General features: G+C 33.4%; 15 protein-coding genes. 2 read left to right on the forward strand and 13 right to left on the reverse strand.

Annotated features, from left to right (window positions below; genetic code table 11):
- Window positions 1-19: 19 nt before the first annotated feature.
- The 11 genes from mraY to H3T56_RS02080 form a co-directional block, all read right to left on the reverse strand.
- The gene (gene mraY, locus H3T56_RS02030; protein ID WP_065578128.1) at window positions 20-1,102 is read right to left on the reverse strand and encodes a phospho-N-acetylmuramoyl-pentapeptide-transferase; all 1,083 of its coding nucleotides are present in this window, start codon (window positions 1,100-1,102) and stop codon (window positions 20-22) included.
- A 4-nt stretch (window positions 1,103-1,106) separates the two neighbouring features.
- Entirely contained in the window at window positions 1,107-2,471 is a 1,365-nt protein-coding gene (murF, locus tag H3T56_RS02035) for a UDP-N-acetylmuramoyl-tripeptide--D-alanyl-D-alanine ligase (protein WP_065578129.1), read from the reverse strand.
- On the reverse strand, window positions 2,468-4,015 hold the full coding sequence (gene murE / locus H3T56_RS02040) for a UDP-N-acetylmuramoyl-L-alanyl-D-glutamate--2,6-diaminopimelate ligase (protein WP_065578130.1): 1,548 nt from the start codon (window positions 4,013-4,015) through the stop codon (window positions 2,468-2,470). The genes murF and murE overlap by 4 nt, the downstream gene beginning before the upstream one ends.
- A gap of 13 nt (window positions 4,016-4,028) precedes the next feature.
- On the reverse strand, window positions 4,029-5,807 hold the full coding sequence (ftsI, locus tag H3T56_RS02045) for a peptidoglycan glycosyltransferase FtsI (protein WP_034901166.1): 1,779 nt from the start codon (window positions 5,805-5,807) through the stop codon (window positions 4,029-4,031).
- Window positions 5,807-6,187, reverse strand: coding sequence for a cell division protein FtsL (gene ftsL, locus H3T56_RS02050; protein ID WP_065578131.1), 381 nt, complete (start codon window positions 6,185-6,187; stop codon window positions 5,807-5,809). Before ftsL ends, ftsI begins: the two co-directional genes overlap by 1 nt.
- Window positions 6,180-7,115 carry a 16S rRNA (cytosine(1402)-N(4))-methyltransferase RsmH gene (rsmH, locus tag H3T56_RS02055; protein WP_199283261.1) on the reverse strand — a complete coding sequence of 312 codons (936 nt, stop codon included), beginning with the start codon at window positions 7,113-7,115 and terminating at the stop codon, window positions 6,180-6,182. The genes ftsL and rsmH overlap by 8 nt, the downstream gene beginning before the upstream one ends.
- 15 nt (window positions 7,116-7,130) lie before the next feature.
- The gene (gene mraZ / locus H3T56_RS02060; protein ID WP_065578133.1) at window positions 7,131-7,577 is read right to left on the reverse strand and encodes a division/cell wall cluster transcriptional repressor MraZ; all 447 of its coding nucleotides are present in this window, start codon (window positions 7,575-7,577) and stop codon (window positions 7,131-7,133) included.
- A gap of 384 nt (window positions 7,578-7,961) precedes the next feature.
- Window positions 7,962-8,660 carry a 6-phosphogluconolactonase gene (gene pgl, locus H3T56_RS02065; protein WP_065578134.1) on the reverse strand — a complete coding sequence of 233 codons (699 nt, stop codon included), beginning with the start codon at window positions 8,658-8,660 and terminating at the stop codon, window positions 7,962-7,964.
- 13 nt (window positions 8,661-8,673) lie between these two features.
- Complete coding sequence (gene zwf / locus H3T56_RS02070; protein WP_065578135.1) at window positions 8,674-10,134, reverse strand: glucose-6-phosphate dehydrogenase; 1,461 nt, start codon at window positions 10,132-10,134, stop codon at window positions 8,674-8,676.
- A gap of 191 nt (window positions 10,135-10,325) precedes the next feature.
- Window positions 10,326-10,610: a 50S ribosomal protein L25 gene (rplY, locus tag H3T56_RS02075; RefSeq protein ID WP_034901157.1), complete on the reverse strand. Its 285-nt coding sequence runs from the start codon at window positions 10,608-10,610 to the stop codon at window positions 10,326-10,328.
- A gap of 186 nt (window positions 10,611-10,796) precedes the next feature.
- Window positions 10,797-11,669, reverse strand: a complete 873-nt coding sequence (locus H3T56_RS02080) for a D-hexose-6-phosphate mutarotase (protein ID WP_065578136.1) — start codon at window positions 11,667-11,669, stop codon at window positions 10,797-10,799.
- Between the two features lie 189 nt (window positions 11,670-11,858).
- Between H3T56_RS02080 and hemW the strand changes: the two genes are divergently transcribed.
- Complete coding sequence (gene hemW / locus H3T56_RS02085) at window positions 11,859-12,992, forward strand: radical SAM family heme chaperone HemW (protein WP_198191892.1); 1,134 nt, start codon at window positions 11,859-11,861, stop codon at window positions 12,990-12,992.
- A gap of 229 nt (window positions 12,993-13,221) precedes the next feature.
- Here the strand turns inward: hemW and H3T56_RS02090 are convergent, their stop codons facing one another.
- Both H3T56_RS02090 and H3T56_RS02095 read right to left on the reverse strand, forming a co-directional pair.
- The gene (locus H3T56_RS02090; RefSeq protein ID WP_034901154.1) at window positions 13,222-14,190 is read right to left on the reverse strand and encodes a sugar kinase; all 969 of its coding nucleotides are present in this window, start codon (window positions 14,188-14,190) and stop codon (window positions 13,222-13,224) included.
- Between the two features lie 5 nt (window positions 14,191-14,195).
- The gene (locus H3T56_RS02095) at window positions 14,196-15,014 is read right to left on the reverse strand and encodes a DeoR/GlpR family DNA-binding transcription regulator (RefSeq protein WP_065578138.1); all 819 of its coding nucleotides are present in this window, start codon (window positions 15,012-15,014) and stop codon (window positions 14,196-14,198) included.
- Between the two features lie 335 nt (window positions 15,015-15,349).
- Here H3T56_RS02095 and H3T56_RS02100 point away from each other — a divergent pair, with 335 nt between their 5' ends.
- A complete protein-coding gene (locus H3T56_RS02100; RefSeq protein WP_034901151.1) occupies window positions 15,350-16,204 on the forward strand; it encodes a tagatose bisphosphate family class II aldolase in 855 nt (284 codons plus the stop codon).

Below are 16,204 nucleotides of genomic sequence, written 5' to 3' on the forward strand. Positions count from 1 at the left end.
AATCCTGCTCTAATATTATTTAGCGTAATTTCAAAGTTAATAAACCAATTACCACTAACATCAGTGAAATAATCCAAAACCGAACAATAACTCTTGGTTCTGGCCAACCTTTTAATTCATAGTGATGATGAATTGGTGCCATTCGAAAAATTCGTTTACCTCTTAATTTAAAGGATCCTACTTGTAAAATTACAGATAAGGTTTCAATAACAAAAATACCACCCATAACTAACAATAAGAACTCTTGTCTGAGTAAAACAGAAATAATCCCAAACACACCACCTAAAGCTAATGAACCAACATCGCCCATAAAGACCATTGCCGGATAAGTGTTAAACCATAAAAAACCAAGACCAGCACCAATAATAGCTGTACAAACAATCATTAATTCGCCACTAAATTTAATATATGGAATATGTAAATAAGCAGCAAAATTAACATTACCAGTTGCCCAAGAAACAAGTGCAAAACCAGCAGCAACAAAAACTGTTGGCATGATTGCCAATCCATCGAGACCATCGGTCAAATTCACTGCATTACCAGCGCCAACTATGACGACATAAGTCAATAAGATAAACCACAATCCTAATTGCGGCATAACATCTTTAAAGAATGGTACAACTAGTACTGTAACAGAACTATCTTTTCCATAAGCATAAAGACCAAAAGCAACAATTAATGCAATAACTGACTGCCAAAAATATTTCCATCGAGCAATTAGACCCGCTGTATTTTTACGTATAACTTTTAAATAATCATCTGCAAAGCCAACAATACCATAACCAAGTAATACAAATAATGTTACCCAAACATAAGGATTTCGCAGATCAGCCCATAAAAATACTGAAATTGAAATGGAGGCCAATATAAGCGTTCCCCCCATTGTTGGTGTTCCTTTTTTACTTAAATGAGATTCCGGACCATCATTACGGATAACTTGACCAATCTGCAATTTTTGCAACCAATCAATGACTTTTTGCCCCATAATTAGCGAAATGGTCAATGAAGTTAATAGCGCTAAAATAGCCCTTACCGTAAGATAAGAAATAACATTAAAGAAAGTAAAATATTTAACTAAATATTCTGATATCCACACCAACATAATTTTAATCCTGACCTATTTTTGTTTGAATTTCCACGATAAGATCTTCCATTTTTGCACTACGTGATCCTTTGACTAGCATAGTTAAAGTTGGATGTAGACGTAGTAAGTTTAATAAATAATCTACAGCACTTTGTTTATCAATAAAATGATGGCCAACACCACTAAATTGACTGATTAATTCACTTAACTGGCCGACACTAACAACACAATCAATATTTTGTTGTTTAGCTAACTCGCCGATTTGTTGATGATAAATGTTTGCATCGTTACCCAATTCAGCCATATCACCAACGACTAATACTTTATATCCGGGCTGTGTTGCTAAAACCTGAATAGCAGCAGACATTGAGCCTACGTTAGCATTATAAGAATCATCCCAAATTAACTGCGTTTGATTTAATCTAACAGGATATAATCGCCCTTTTACCGATTTTGACGCAGCTAAACCTTTTTTAACCTGTGTTAACGTTGCTCCTACAGATATTGCTAAAGCAGATGAAGCTATGGCATTTGATATATTATGCTCACCAACTAACGGTAAGGTAATTTCACTATCACCAATTGGTGTATGTAATGTGAAAGTAGTCTGATCCATAATTTCAATATTACTAGCATAAAAATCAGCAGCTGAATTATGTATCGAAAAGGTCCAGACAGTTTTATTTTTGAGCATAGCTAACCATTTATCAGAACAACTTTCCAAATTAATAATTGCAATTCCGTTATCAGCTAATCCTTCAAAAATTTCACCTTTAGCTGTTGCTACACCCTCAAGAGAACCAAATCCCTCAATATGCGCCAAAGCTATATTATTAATCAGCGCACTGTTTGGTTTAACTAAGCGTGTAGTATAAGCAATTTCACCAATATGATTGGCACCTAATTCAACAACTGCAAATTGGTCTTGCTTCTTTAATCGTAGTAATGTTAGTGGCACACCTATATCATTATTAAAATTACCTTGAGTATAAAGAGTCTCACCACATTGTTGTAAAATATTAGCAGTCATTTCTTTGACGGAGGTTTTGCCCGATGAACCAGTTAACGAAACAAATTTTGCTGAACTTTTATCTCTTACAAATTCAGCTAGTTGACCTAAGGCTATATAAGTATCATTGACCACTATTTGAGGAATATCATCATCGATTTTACGATTTACAATTACCGCAATAGCACCATCGTCAATAGCTTGTTTAGCAAATAAATGACCATCAAATTTTTCACCTACCAATGCAATAAATAGTGATTGATCAGTAATTTTTCGTGAATCAGTACATATTTCATTAATAGCCAATTCTTCATCTGGAAGATGATAAGATGTACCATTGACGATTGTTGCAATTTGTTTAATAACTAAAGGAATCATGATAGATTCTCTACTCCTAAAATCTGTTTTACCGTTTCTTGATCTGAATAATGATGTTTAGTTTTACCAATAATTTGGTAATCTTCATGTCCTTTTCCAGCAATTAAGATCACATCATCAGCTTTAGCCTGAGCAAGCGTTTCTCGGATAGCTGTAACTCTATCAGTAATAACTTGTGTATTTTTAATATTGCTTAAACCTTGCTCTATATCATGAATAATTTTAGCTTCATCTTCAGTACGTGGATTATCATTTGTTAATACAATTTTATCAGCAAATTGTTCCGCGACTTCGGCCATTAAAGGTCTTTTACCTGTATCTCTATCGCCACCACAACCAAAAATCACCCATAATTGGCCTTTGCAATGAATACGACTTGCTTGTAATGCTTTTTGTAATGCATCTGGGGTATGTGCATAATCAATAATGACTGTTGGACTATTTTTTACATGTACCACTTCCATACGACCACAGATCGGCTTAAGATATGATGCCATATTAACAACAGCAAAAAATGGATAATCAAGAGTCAACAAGGTCGCAATTGCTAACAATACATTTGATACATTAAATTCACCTAATAATCGGCTGTGAATAATAGCATTACCCCAACTCGATTCCATATGAATTTTGGCCCCTTTATCATGATATTCAATCATTGATACGCCAACATAAGGCTTATCCAATGTTTTTAAACGGCGCAATGATTTAGGTTGACATGACACAACCGTAACACTTGATAATTTGTCAATCCAACGCCGTCCGTATTCATCATCATAATTAATAATTGATTTACCTGAACTAGCAACTTGCTTTTCGTGTTCATCACCGCTGAATAATGACCATTTTGCTTTAGCATATTTATTCATGGTTTTATGATAATCAAGGTGATCACGACTTAAATTAGTAAACACTGTTGCAGCACAATTTAATGCTTTTACTCGATTCATCGCTAAACCATGGGACGAAATTTCCATGGTGACAACTTGAACTTGTTGCGTGATAAATTCGGCTAAAGCAGATTGAACTTCAATAGCCGATAAAGTCGTATTTAATGAAGGCTCAAGTTGATTATAAATACCATTACCTATCGTACCCAATAATGCGGCTTTTTTATTTAACAAAGTTACACATTGTGCAATAAGCTGAGTTACTGTTGTTTTACCATTAGTTCCTGTTACACCAATAACCGATAAGTTTTTTGATGGTGAACAATAAAAGTCGTTTGCAATTTTTGATAATTTTTGAGAAAGCTGAAATATACTTATTTGTGGAATAGCTTTCTTATTTTTTTGTTTAAGATAATCAATTTTCAAATCATTTGATTTTCTATTTGTTTCAATTAAAACTACAGCAGCACCAGATGAGATAGCTTGCGGAATAAAATCCCGACCATTAACGGTATAACCTTTAATAGCAATAAAAACATCATCTTTATTTACTTTTCGACTATCAATTATCAAATGATTAAGCGGAAAATCATCTAGTTCTAGATCACTCCCACCTAATAATTTATATAACGTTTTAAATGTGTTAGTTGCCATTATTTGTTACCTACTAATATACGATCATTTGGCCATCTACTTGGCGGTCTGGTTTAACGTTCATTGTTCTAAGAACACCACCCATAATTCGACTAAAAACAGGTGCGGAAACAGAGCCGCCATAATATTGCCCTGCTTTTGGATTATCAATTACCACAACTAGTGAATATTTTGGCCCTGTTGCCGGTGCAATACCTGCGGTATAAGCTAAATACTGGTTGACATATCGACCACCAGCTAGTTTTTTAGCTGTACCCGTTTTAACACCGACACTATATCCAGGAACTGAGGCTTTAGTTCCGCCACCGGTTACTGCCACAGCTTCCATCAATTGCACTACAGTTTTAGCTATTTTTTCACTTACAACCCGTTTACCTTCTACGGGTTCTGTCACTTTTAATATTGAAACCGGTCGATAAACACCATAACTACCTATAGTTGCATAAGCTCGAGCTAATTGTAATGGGGTAACACTTAAGCCATAACCAAAAGAAAAAGTTGCACGCTCTATATCCGCCCATTTTCTTGTTCTATCGGCAGCAATAGAACCACTAACTTCACCGCCTAAACCAAGTTCTGTTGGTTGGCCTAAGCCAAAACGACTATAAAACTCAACAAGATCACCTGATTGCATTTGCAGTGCTAATTTACTTACCCCTACATTACTGGATTTTTCCAAAATACCAGCCAAATTCAGTGCTTTTTGATAAGAAACATCTTTTATTTCATAGCGGTTAACTAAAAACGGTCTAGTATCTATGATAGTGTTCAAATCAGCTATTTTCTTTTCTAATGCAGCCATAACAACTAAAGGTTTAACTGTTGAACCTGGCTCGAATGCATCTGTTATGGCTCGATTTCGTAACAAATTATAATCAATTGAAGAACGATTATTTGGATTATAGGATGGGCTGGTTGCCATCGCTAAAATCTCACCAGTATGAACATCGATTAAAACAGCTGTACCACTATCAGCCTTATTAAAAGTAACAGCTTGGCTAAGCTCGCTATAAACGAGCGACTGTAAACGCTCATCAATACTTAACGTTAAATCAGAAGCAATTTCACTTTCTGTTCTTTCTAGCTCCTCAATAACACGACCAACTCTATCTCGTCTTACTACACGTTGTCCTGATTCACCAATAAGCCATTTATTAAAACTTTTTTCGATACCTTCAGAACCTTTTTCTGTACCGTTTTCATCGGTATCTGTTAAGCCAATTAATTGGGCGATATTTTCTGCTGCAGGGTAATAACGTTTTGAAGTCTTAGCAAACGATATTCCTGGTAATTTCAATTTTTTTAAATAATCCGATATAGTTGGTGTAATTTGTTTAGATAAATAAACAAAACGCATCGATGGATTACTCAATTTTTGTTCTAATGTCGACATTGGAATATTTAACGTTTTCGCTAATCCTTGCCAACGAATATCATTGGCATCAACCCCACCTTTCTGCACAACTATTTTCGGATCAGCCCAAACATCATACATTGGGACGCTAACGGCCAGTGCTCTGCCATTACGATCAGTAATCATCGCTCTCGGCGCACTCATTTCTTGATGACGAATGGAACGTTTATTGGCTTCAGCAATAAGTTTATCGGGTTCAATTATTTGTAAAATAGCCAATCTAATCAACAAACCAATAATGGCTAAAATAATAAAGCCATATACTAGGTAGAATCGATTAAGCGTAAAAACTTGCTTTTTACTGTTTAATTTATTCCCTTTATTCGATTTCGTAGTAAGTCTTACGTTATCTTTTTTATTTTTATTGGCAAACTTCATTATTTACTCTTTATCACAATAACGGTTTCATTTTGAGGTGTAACATACGACATACTTAATTGATTTTTAGCTTTTTCTTCAATCCGTTTTGGATCTGCAAGCACGTTTTCTTCAATAACTAAATTACGCCATTCACTTTCTAATACATCTTGTTCAAGTAGTAATTGTTCACGTTCAAATAATTGTTTACGTACCTGCTGTGTTGTTATCAATATAGCACCAGCTGAGATAATAATAAGTAACAATAACAATAATGAAATCTTTTGATGACCAAGCAAATCATTAAGGATTAATCCAAATAAACTTTTGCTTGGTCTTTTTTGATTGTGTATTTCTACACTAGTTCTGTTATAAATTTCATTGTTTTGGTTACTATTCATTTTTCCTTTCTGCTATCCTTAATATCGCGCTACGTGAACGCGGGTTACCATATATTTCATCATTACTCGGCTTAATTTTGCCAAGTGATTTTAATTTAGCATTACCATATTGTTTAATTTGTTGTTCTGTTAATGGTAACCCTGCAGGTAAATTTGGACCTTTACTCTGTTTATTAATAAATTGTTTTACGATTCTATCTTCTAAGGAATGAAAACTAATCACAGCAAGTCTTCCTTGATTAGCCAGTATTGACAAGCTACTATTTAATGCTTGTTCAACTTCCTCAAGTTCACTATTTATGTAAATCCTAATAGCTTGAAATGAGCGTGTTGCTGGATGTTTATTTTTATCTTTCTTCGGAGTCACTTTTTCAATTAAACCCGCTAATTCTAAGGTACGAGTGATTGGTGCTACCTTATTTTGCTCGACAATTGCCCGCGCGATACGTTTAGCAAATTTTTCCTCACCAAAAGTTTTTAATACCCATGCAATATCATTTTCATCACTATTTAGTAACCACTCACTTGCAGTTATACCTTTATGATTATTCATTCGCATATCAAGTGGTCCATCTTTCATAAAAGAAAATCCTCTTTCTGGATCATCTAATTGAGGTGATGACACACCTAAATCTAACAAAAAACCATCAACGCAACCTAGTAACCCTAATTCATTAATATATTGATATACATTAGAAAATTCACCTCTAACAAAAGTAAATCTAGGATCATTTATCTGACATGCTGCTTGCTCAGCCCTATCATCACGGTCAATTGCTATTAGTTTTCCTTTGTCACCTAATTGTTCGAGGATCAAACGAGAATGACCACCACGGCCAAAAGTCCCATCAACATAAATACCGTTTTTTTTTAAATTCAATGCTTCTACAGCTTCATTTAATAAAACTGTTTTATGTTGATAATCCATTGTTATTTACTCTTATTAAATTGTTAGATTTTTTAAATTATCTGATAAGTTTTCAATATCTGTTGGTAACGCAGCAATATCATCACTAATTTGTTGATACCATATTCCTTCATCCCAAATTTCAAATTTATTAGATTGGCCGACAAACATAGTATGTTTTTCTAGTTTTGCATAAGTACGTAAAGTTGGTGGAAGTAAAATACGTCCAGCATTATCTAAATTACATTCCGTTGCATAACCTAATAGTAGCCTTTTAATTCTTCTTTCTACTTCAACAATAGTCGACAATGTTGACAGTTGAAATTCAATTTTTTGCCATTCAGACATTGAATAGAGCGTTAAACAAGGATGATACAAACCAATGGTACAAACTAAACCGTCAGACAAAAAATCACGATAACGAGTAGGAATTGCTATTCGCCCTTTACTATCTAAATTGATTGAAATTGCACCACTAAACATGAAAGCACCATAATTAACAATTTTTATTGTTTTTAATTTATAAAAAAATCAATATGTTAATTAAAACCCTATTTTTCACCACTTTACCCCACTTTTTACCACAAAAGTTAATAAAATAATAGATGTTTAATTAATTTATTTCTACCAATGTAAAAAATGTCTATAACTGCTAGTAAATACTAACAACTGGAATAAAGTGATAAAAAATATTAAAAGGAATTATGGATGTAGTTATTAAATACTAAACGTTATGTTTTCTAATAAAAAATGCTGTTGATCAGAGCATTATAAATATAAAAGATAAATGATTTTTGGTAACAATAGATTTTAGTACCAGACTGAAAATTAGAATATTGCCAGTCAGAACTGGCAATCTTGATTTAGTTAAGAAGCAGTCCAAAAACCAATAACATTAACTTTGTTTTGCTGCAAAACTGCACGAATAGGCATTTGATTAATATCGTCGCCTTGTTCTGCTTGCTCAAGTACTTGCATTTTACTTTCACCAACTAAATGTAAATAGATATTTTCACTATCTAAAATAGTAGGTAATGTTAAGGTAATACGATCAAGTGGAGCGGTTAATGGTGTCATACCGATAACTTTGCGACCGGATTTCATATCTAACCCCGCCATTAAATTAGCTGCGCCAGGGAAAAGCGAGGCAGTATGTCCATCTTCACCCATTCCCAAAATTAACACATCAAATGGCATCGGAATTTTATTTAATATTTTATCGGTAATTTCTGCACCGTCGAATGGATTATCACAACTATTTTTCAAGCCGACAAAATTAGCTAATTTAGCCTTATTTTGTAGTAAATAAGTTAATACTAACTTCTCATTACTTGCATCATCAGTATCAGCTACCCATCGATCATCAACTAATGTAATAAAAACCTTATGCCAATCTAAATCTTGTTGGCTTAGTAATTTAAATAGTGGTATAGGTGTTTTTCCACCAGACACGGCGATAGAAGCATGTCCTTTTTTATCAATAGCCTTTTTTAGTTCTTTGACAATATGGGCGGCTAAATCTTCAATCAATATTTGACTGTTTGAATATTTATTTAATGTAAACATTTTCGCAATTCCTCTATTCAAATTCATGCCATGAATGACCATCTTTGGTGATCAAAGCCACTGAAGCGACAGGCCCCCAAGTACCTGCAGGATAGGTTTTTGGTGATTCATTATCTAAATTCCAAGCGCTAATAATTGAATCAACCCATTTCCATGCTGCTTCAACTTCATCACGGTGAACAAATAAAGCTTGTCTGCCACGCATCACTTCTAATAATAAACGCTCATAAGCATCAGCACTATGTTGATGAAATGTTTCTCTAAAACTTAAGTCTAGCTTAGTAGTTTGTAAATTATGAGTACTATCTAAGCCAGGAACTTTATTTAAAATTTCAATGTCCATACCTTCATCTGGCTGTAAACGGATAGTTAGTTTATTTTGTGGCAATTCTGAATAAGATTCGCTAAATAAATTAAGCGGTAAAGATTTAAAATAAACCACAACTTCAGAACATTTGCTTGGTAAGCGTTTACCCGTTCTTAAATAGAAAGGAACCCCTGCCCAACGCCAATTATCTATATCCACACGAATAGCAACAAATGTTTCCGTATTACTTTGTTTATTAGCACCATCTTCTTCTAAATAACCAGGCACATTAATACCATTAACAAATCCAGCCGTATATTGGCCTCTAACTACTTTTTCACGAATATTAGCTTTATTAATTGGACGTAATGCATTCAGTACTGCAATCTTTTCTCTACGCAAACTATTATCGTCAAGATTTGCTGGAGGAGACATGGCTATCATAGTAAGAATTTGCAATAAATGATTTTGCACCATATCACGCATTTGTCCAGCTTTATCAAAATACCCCCAACGTCCCTCAATTCCAACTTGTTCAGCGACAGTTATTTCAACATGATCGATTGAATTTCTATCCCAAAATGCAGCAAAAACTGGATTAGCAAAGCGTAATGCAAGTAAATTTAAAACTGACTCTTTACCTAAATAGTGGTCAATACGATAAACTTGTGACTCACTAAAAAATTTTGCAACTGAATCATTAATTTCTTTCGATGATTGTAAATCAAAACCTAATGGCTTTTCCATGACAATTCGACTTTGAGATTGGTTCAAACCTGCTGCGGCTAATCCCTGGCAAATAGTTCCAAATGCATTAGGATGCATAGCAAAATAAAAAATAGCAGGATGTGATTTTTCAAGTTTATTTTTCAAAGAATCAAACCCGGATATATCATTAACATCTAATTTATGAAAGTTAAGACGCTGACTAAATCGTTGCCAAACACTTTCATCTAAAGGCTCGGACATAAATGAGGTCAACGCATCTTTAGCTACTTCAGCATAAGCCTTTTGATCCCAATCAGCACGGCCTACACCTAGAATTTTTGTCTGTTTTGGTAACTTTCCATATTTTTCTAATTGATATAGAGACGGTAAAAGTTTACGCCTCGTTAAATCCCCTTTAGCGCCAAAAATAACTAAATCGCAAGCTGGGATATCAGACATGAAGTTCTCCTAAAATGGTGTCATCTACAATTTATTTTATTATGTTTGATTACCAGTATACATCAAGTTAATAGAATAAATCATAATAATAGGTATTTGTCTTTTTTAGACTCAAATAAAAAAATAAAAGGTCACCTATATGGTGACCTTTTATCTAAAAATATGTTGAATAATACTTCAACAATCAGCAATTATGCGCGTACGAAATCCATATGAACTAATTTTGGTTTAAATGGATGACGTTGTACCGCTTGTACTTTAACTTTAACTGCTTTACCATCAATTTCAATAGTTAATACTTCAGAATAAAATTCCGGTTTTTCTTGCATATTGAATACTTGGTTGTGATCTAACACGATAGAAACTGCAGGTTCTGTTCCACCATAAACAATAGCCGGGAACTGACCAGCGTGACGCAGGCGGCGGCTCGCACCCTTACCATGCTCTTTTCTTACTTCAGCTTTAAATGTAAACATATTGATTTCTCTTATTTATTCAAAATAAAAACCAATTACAGGCGACCCAGTAGTTGGTTATAAAATTAGTGCTCTAAAAAGCGCTAGGGATTATAAAGTGTTATGTTAGTAAACGCAATCAAATAATCAACTCTACAAAGATAAAGTCACATATTGATTGCATTTATAATAAGCAAAATATAATGCTTAAATCACTTCAATCTTAAACCCATATACTGATTTTTGTGTTGTCGATAATTTTAACGGTTTATTAATACGACAGGTCTCAACGCATACCATAGATTGATATTCTTGATCAGCGAAATCAGCCATTGCTTTGGCCTTATCTATCCAAGGATTCCAAGTAACGACATCACTTGCATTAGTATTAGTTAATTTTATGGTTCGTTTTCCATCAAAAATGGTGATTGCTTCATCAGCATTAGTATAAACACGATCAACTTCTTGATTAAAGGTTAGTTGTCCTAAAATAGCCGGTTTATTTTCAACTGGTAAGCGATCTTGATATAAATCCCCTAAACCTTTAACAGTAACATTATCAATATTATTAATACCAAAATAAGTATGTAATGCACTTGTTGCTTCAAAATCTCCTTGGCAAGATAATGTCACTTCACAAGTTTGTCCCACATGGATGGTTAACCATGCCTGAAAAGGTTTTGTGAAAAAACGTTCTGTCTGTTGGTTATTGGTTAATGATAGAGTTAAATCCACACCATTATTGTCTTCTTTACAAGAATCTAATTGCCATTCAACTAAACGAGCAAAACCATGCATAGGATCACCCAATTTACCAAACCATGGCCAACAAATTGGCACGCCACCTCTAATTGCCATTTCTTTTTTAAAATTCGCTTTTTGACTCAACCAAATAACAGGAGTAGTTTCTGTTGAAGGTTGCCAAAATAGTAAATGAGCACCTTGTAACGATACTGCTGCTGAACATGTTGGATGTTTAATCACTAAGACAGGTAATTCACCAAATATATTTTGATGGACTGATAAACTCAATGACGAACCGGTAGCATAACTATCTAAAATCTGCTTAATAATACTCATATTTACTCCTAACTATTTAATTTGCTTGGCGAATACTGCCTATAATCTAGATCTAATTGTACGCATATTACTCGAATTATAAAAACGGAATACAGACAATAAAAGCTTTTTTTACTAAATTGGAGTAATATAGCCAGCTATTTCTTATCAGTTACTCACGCTTTGTAAAAAAAATTTGAGGAAAGGCATATGTTTCAATATAAAATTCCGCTGAGTTTATATATACATATGCCATGGTGCGTGCAAAAATGTCCATATTGCGATTTTAATTCACACAAAATGAAGAGTGCGCCGGATTACTCTGCATATATTGATCATCTAATTAATGATTTAAAACAAGATGTATTGCTTACTCATGATCGTTCCATTCATTCAATTTTCATCGGCGGTGGAACTCCAAGCCTATTTTCTGCAGAATTAATTAATAAATTATTGGCAAATATAAACAAAATAATACCAATTAATCATGATGCAGAAATTACTATCGAAGCAAATCCTAATTCCGTTGATGTGGAAAGATTCAAAGGATATCAGCAAGCTGGTATCAACCGTATATCGATTGGAGTACAAAGCTTTCAATCAGATAAACTTCAGAAATTAGGACGAGTTCATAATCCACAAGAAGCGATAGATGCAGGAAAATTAGCCCATGATTTAAATTTAAAAAGCTTTAATTTAGACTTAATGCATGGCTTGCCAAAACAAACAATTCAGGATGCATTGCATGATCTTAAACAGGCGATTGCAATCGCTCCACCACATCTATCTTGGTATCAACTAACAATTGAACCGAATACCTTGTTTGGTTCTAAACCTCCTGTTTTACCTGATGATGATATGCTCTGGGATATTTATCAACAAGGCAACCAATTGCTAACTAACCATGGATATCAGCAATATGAAACATCAGCTTATGCAAAACCAAATTATCAATGCCAACATAATTTAAATTATTGGCGATTCGGCGATTATATCGGTATTGGTTGTGGTGCTCATGGCAAACTAACACAAAATGACGGTACCATTATTCGGACGGTAAAAACAAAACACCCGCAGGGATATATGCAAGGACGTTATTTAGAGCGATCTTATACTGTAGCTAAAGATGAATTAGCCTTTGAATTTTTTATGAATAGATTCAGACTATTTGAACCAACACCTAAAATGGAGTTTGAGCAAAGAACATTTTTACCTATACAATCTATTGAACAATCGATTTCACTTGCTATCAAAAAGAATTATTTAATTGAAGATGAAAAAAACTGGCAAATAACAGACCATGGCAAATTATTCTTAAATTCATTGCTAGAAATTTTCTTATAACAAAATTAATTAAAATAAGATAACAATTTTTATTTACTCTAAATTAACAAAAAAAATACTAACTATTTAAACAAACATATAGAGATCTTTACTTACATTTTTTAAAAAAAAGAGCATACTAGATTCGACAATGCATTTATTTCATTGTTTTCCTATTCCTTATGTTTTCCCAATAACAATGTTATTGGGATTTTTTTGTAATAAGGAAAATTAAGTTTTCATTACCTCGTTAAACAGTTGTATGTTGTGATAAAAACTGTTTGATTTCGACAAGTGAAGATGTTCCTTCCATTGGCCCTTGTTTTGATACAGCTAATGCACCACTCACATTAGCAAATTGCAATGCTGTTTCAACAGGATACCCGGCTAATAATAAACTGACAAATGTTGCACCAAAACAATCACCAGCGCCTGTTGGATCGACTGGATTGACATTAAAACCATCAACATGAATCATTTTTAAGCTTTTTTGTTCATCTAAACCATAATAATTGGCACCTTTAGCACCACCTTTTACAACAATATGCTTAATACCATTGTTTAATAAAGTTGACATAGTTTGTTGTTCACTCTCATCATTATTTTGTGCAAAATAACAAACCTCATTTTCGCTAGGTAAGAAAATATCAGTATACTCCATAATATAACCAAAAGATTGCTCCATTTCTTGAATGTTAAACATCTCTTTACGTAAATTAGGATCAAACGAAATTGTTCCTCCTTTATTTTTAATGATATCTAATGCTTTTCTCATGGCATCAATGGCTCGAAAAGAGTAAAGCGAAGAGCCCATAACATGCAAATGAGTACAATCTTTTAACAATTTTTCATCAATATGATTAAAAGATAATAAACCACATGCACTATTGGGAATATTAAAAATGAAATCTCTATCACTATGGTCTTGATAACTAACAAACGCACTACCAGTATTAGCCATACTATGTGAAGTTATACCGTCAATAATCACACCATCTTTTTTAAGCCGATTAATACACATTTTTCCAAAGCTATCTTTTCCCACACAGCTAAAAAAAATGACAGGAAAACCTAATTTAGCGACTTGATCGGCAAATATTGCTGGAGCACCACTTGGATAAGGACCAATAAATTCACCTGTTTGATCAAAGCGTTGATTACTTTCCTTTGCCAAAAATTCAACCAGCAATTCACCTACAGTACAAATTTTAAATTCCATCTTAGTTATGTCCCCAATAGATTATGATAAGTCATACAATATTTATTAATTGCAATTTGTTTAAAATTAGAATTTAACAATTGGTGATGATATTCAGTCACCGCTGCTTTAGATAAAATTGTGACATCTATATGTTTTAATTTACCAATACTATGATTATCCGTAAGCAAAGATCTTTCTAATAAAAGACCAATAGTATGTTTAGAGTTTTTTAAGATTTGTTGATATGTTTCTTTTTGTTCACTATTTTCAATAATTAGATCATTATTTTCATCAATTGCTGCCAATTCGATAATGAAATGGGAAATGGCGTAGTTATTGCGAATACTGATTAGGTCATTACAGTTTTTAATAATATTTCCTTCACATAAAACGCCACCAATTAAAATGACTTCTGCATCGGAAAATTCACGTACTAATTGTGCATTTCTTAGGTCATTCATGATAATACGTAACGATTTTTTTTTATGCAAAAAAGGGATTAGTTTCCGAGTTAAAAAACCATGTCCTAAAAAAATAGTATCACCATCATTAATATAGCTTAAACAAGCTTTTGCTAAATCAATATCAGAATTGCCTTTGGATTGACTTGAATTAATTGTAGCAGAATTATGCACTTGCCCTTCTGGAGAAATATAAATAGCGCCGCCAAATGAACGTTTTAAATATCCTTGTTGCTCAAGGTAAGTTAAATCTTGTCGGATAGTAACATGAGAAACCTTTAACTGATCAGACAACTCATCAACTTTTACTTCACCATTTTGGCGTACAATTTTTGCGATATCTAATCGACGTTTCAATAGCGCTGAAGATGCTTTAGCCAATTTTCACTTCCTATGTTAATGGTAAATACTTTGTACAAGACACATAAAACAGGTCATATAAATATTTAGTAACGAACCATAACTGTTTCAAACTGTAACTATATAATTTTCATATATATGATCCGTTATTTCTTATTCTAGGTTAGGAAAAAATTTTTGACAAAAAAAATACTCAATTACATTTCTTATTCAGCGACAAAAGTTAGTATTTGTGATCCATCTCACAAAATTTACACTAGTATAACTTTCATTTTGCAATCATAATTGATAAAAAATAATTCCAATTTGAAAGTAACTTAAGGTTATGAGGTTCACTACAGTTAAGGAGCAGTAAAATGAGTATTATCTCAAGTCATAATATGTTAAAAAAAGCCCAAAAAGAGCAGTATGCTATTCCCGCCTTTAATATTCATAATTTAGAGACAATGCAAGTAATTGTTGAAACCGTGGCAGAATGTCAATCTCCTGTCATTTTGGCTGGTACACCAGGAACATATAGCTATGCAGGAACTGAAAATATCATTGCTATTGCCAATGAATTATCAAGAAAACATAATGTTCCATTAGCAGTACACTTAGATCACCATGAAGAATTCAATGATATAACTAACAAAATTAATGCTGGTGTTAGATCAGTAATGATTGACGGTTCACACTTTCCTTTCGATGAAAATATTGCCCTCGTAAAACGTGTTGTTGATTATGCTCACCGATATGACGTAAGTGTTGAAGCAGAACTTGGCCGCCTTGGTGGTGTTGAAGATGATCTTGTTGTCGATGCTAAAGATGCATTATATACAAATCCACAACAAGCTATAGAATTTGTTAAGAAAACAAATATAGACTCTCTGGCTATTGCGATAGGTACAGCACATGGAATGTATAAATCAGAACCAAAACTTGATTTTGACCGCTTATCCGAAATTCGTTCAGTAGTAGATATACCATTAGTTTTACATGGCGCTTCAGGTGTTCCAGATAAAGATGTTCGCGAATGTATCAAACGTGGTATTTGTAAAGTAAATGTTGCAACTGAATTAAAAATTGCTTTTTCTGATGCCCTAAAACAATACTTTATTGAAAATCCAGATGCTAATGATCCTCGACACTATATGAAACCAGCTAAAGCAGCAATGAAAGAGATTGTCAAAAAAATCATTACAACTTGTGGCTGTGCAGGTAAGTTATAA

Source organism: Gilliamella sp. W8123, assembly GCF_016101085.1.
GTDB classification, from domain to species: domain Bacteria; phylum Pseudomonadota; class Gammaproteobacteria; order Enterobacterales; family Orbaceae; genus Gilliamella; species Gilliamella apis.

Excerpts from the sequence above, each read along its gene's own strand:
- mraY (WP_065578128.1), bottom strand. The coding sequence starts at position 1,102 with ATGTTGGTGTGGATATCAGAATATTTAGTTAAATATTTTACTTTCTTT.
- murF (WP_065578129.1), bottom strand. The coding sequence starts at position 2,471 with ATGATTCCTTTAGTTATTAAACAAATTGCAACAATCGTCAATGGTACA.
- murE (WP_065578130.1), bottom strand. The coding sequence starts at position 4,015 with ATGGCAACTAACACATTTAAAACGTTATATAAATTATTAGGTGGGAGT.
- ftsI (WP_034901166.1), bottom strand. The coding sequence starts at position 5,807 with ATGAAGTTTGCCAATAAAAATAAAAAAGATAACGTAAGACTTACTACG.
- ftsL (WP_065578131.1), bottom strand. The coding sequence starts at position 6,187 with ATGAATAGTAACCAAAACAATGAAATTTATAACAGAACTAGTGTAGAA.
- rsmH (WP_199283261.1), bottom strand. The coding sequence starts at position 7,115 with ATGGATTATCAACATAAAACAGTTTTATTAAATGAAGCTGTAGAAGCA.
- mraZ (WP_065578133.1), bottom strand. The coding sequence starts at position 7,577 with ATGTTTAGTGGTGCAATTTCAATCAATTTAGATAGTAAAGGGCGAATA.
- pgl (WP_065578134.1), bottom strand. The coding sequence starts at position 8,660 with ATGTTTACATTAAATAAATATTCAAACAGTCAAATATTGATTGAAGAT.
- zwf (WP_065578135.1), bottom strand. The coding sequence starts at position 10,134 with ATGTCTGATATCCCAGCTTGCGATTTAGTTATTTTTGGCGCTAAAGGG.
- rplY (WP_034901157.1), bottom strand. The coding sequence starts at position 10,610 with ATGTTTACATTTAAAGCTGAAGTAAGAAAAGAGCATGGTAAGGGTGCG.
- H3T56_RS02080 (WP_065578136.1), bottom strand. The coding sequence starts at position 11,669 with ATGAGTATTATTAAGCAGATTTTAGATAGTTATGCTACCGGTTCGTCA.
- hemW (WP_198191892.1), top strand. The coding sequence starts at position 11,859 with ATGTTTCAATATAAAATTCCGCTGAGTTTATATATACATATGCCATGG.
- H3T56_RS02090 (WP_034901154.1), bottom strand. The coding sequence starts at position 14,190 with ATGGAATTTAAAATTTGTACTGTAGGTGAATTGCTGGTTGAATTTTTG.
- H3T56_RS02100 (WP_034901151.1), top strand. The coding sequence starts at position 15,350 with ATGAGTATTATCTCAAGTCATAATATGTTAAAAAAAGCCCAAAAAGAG.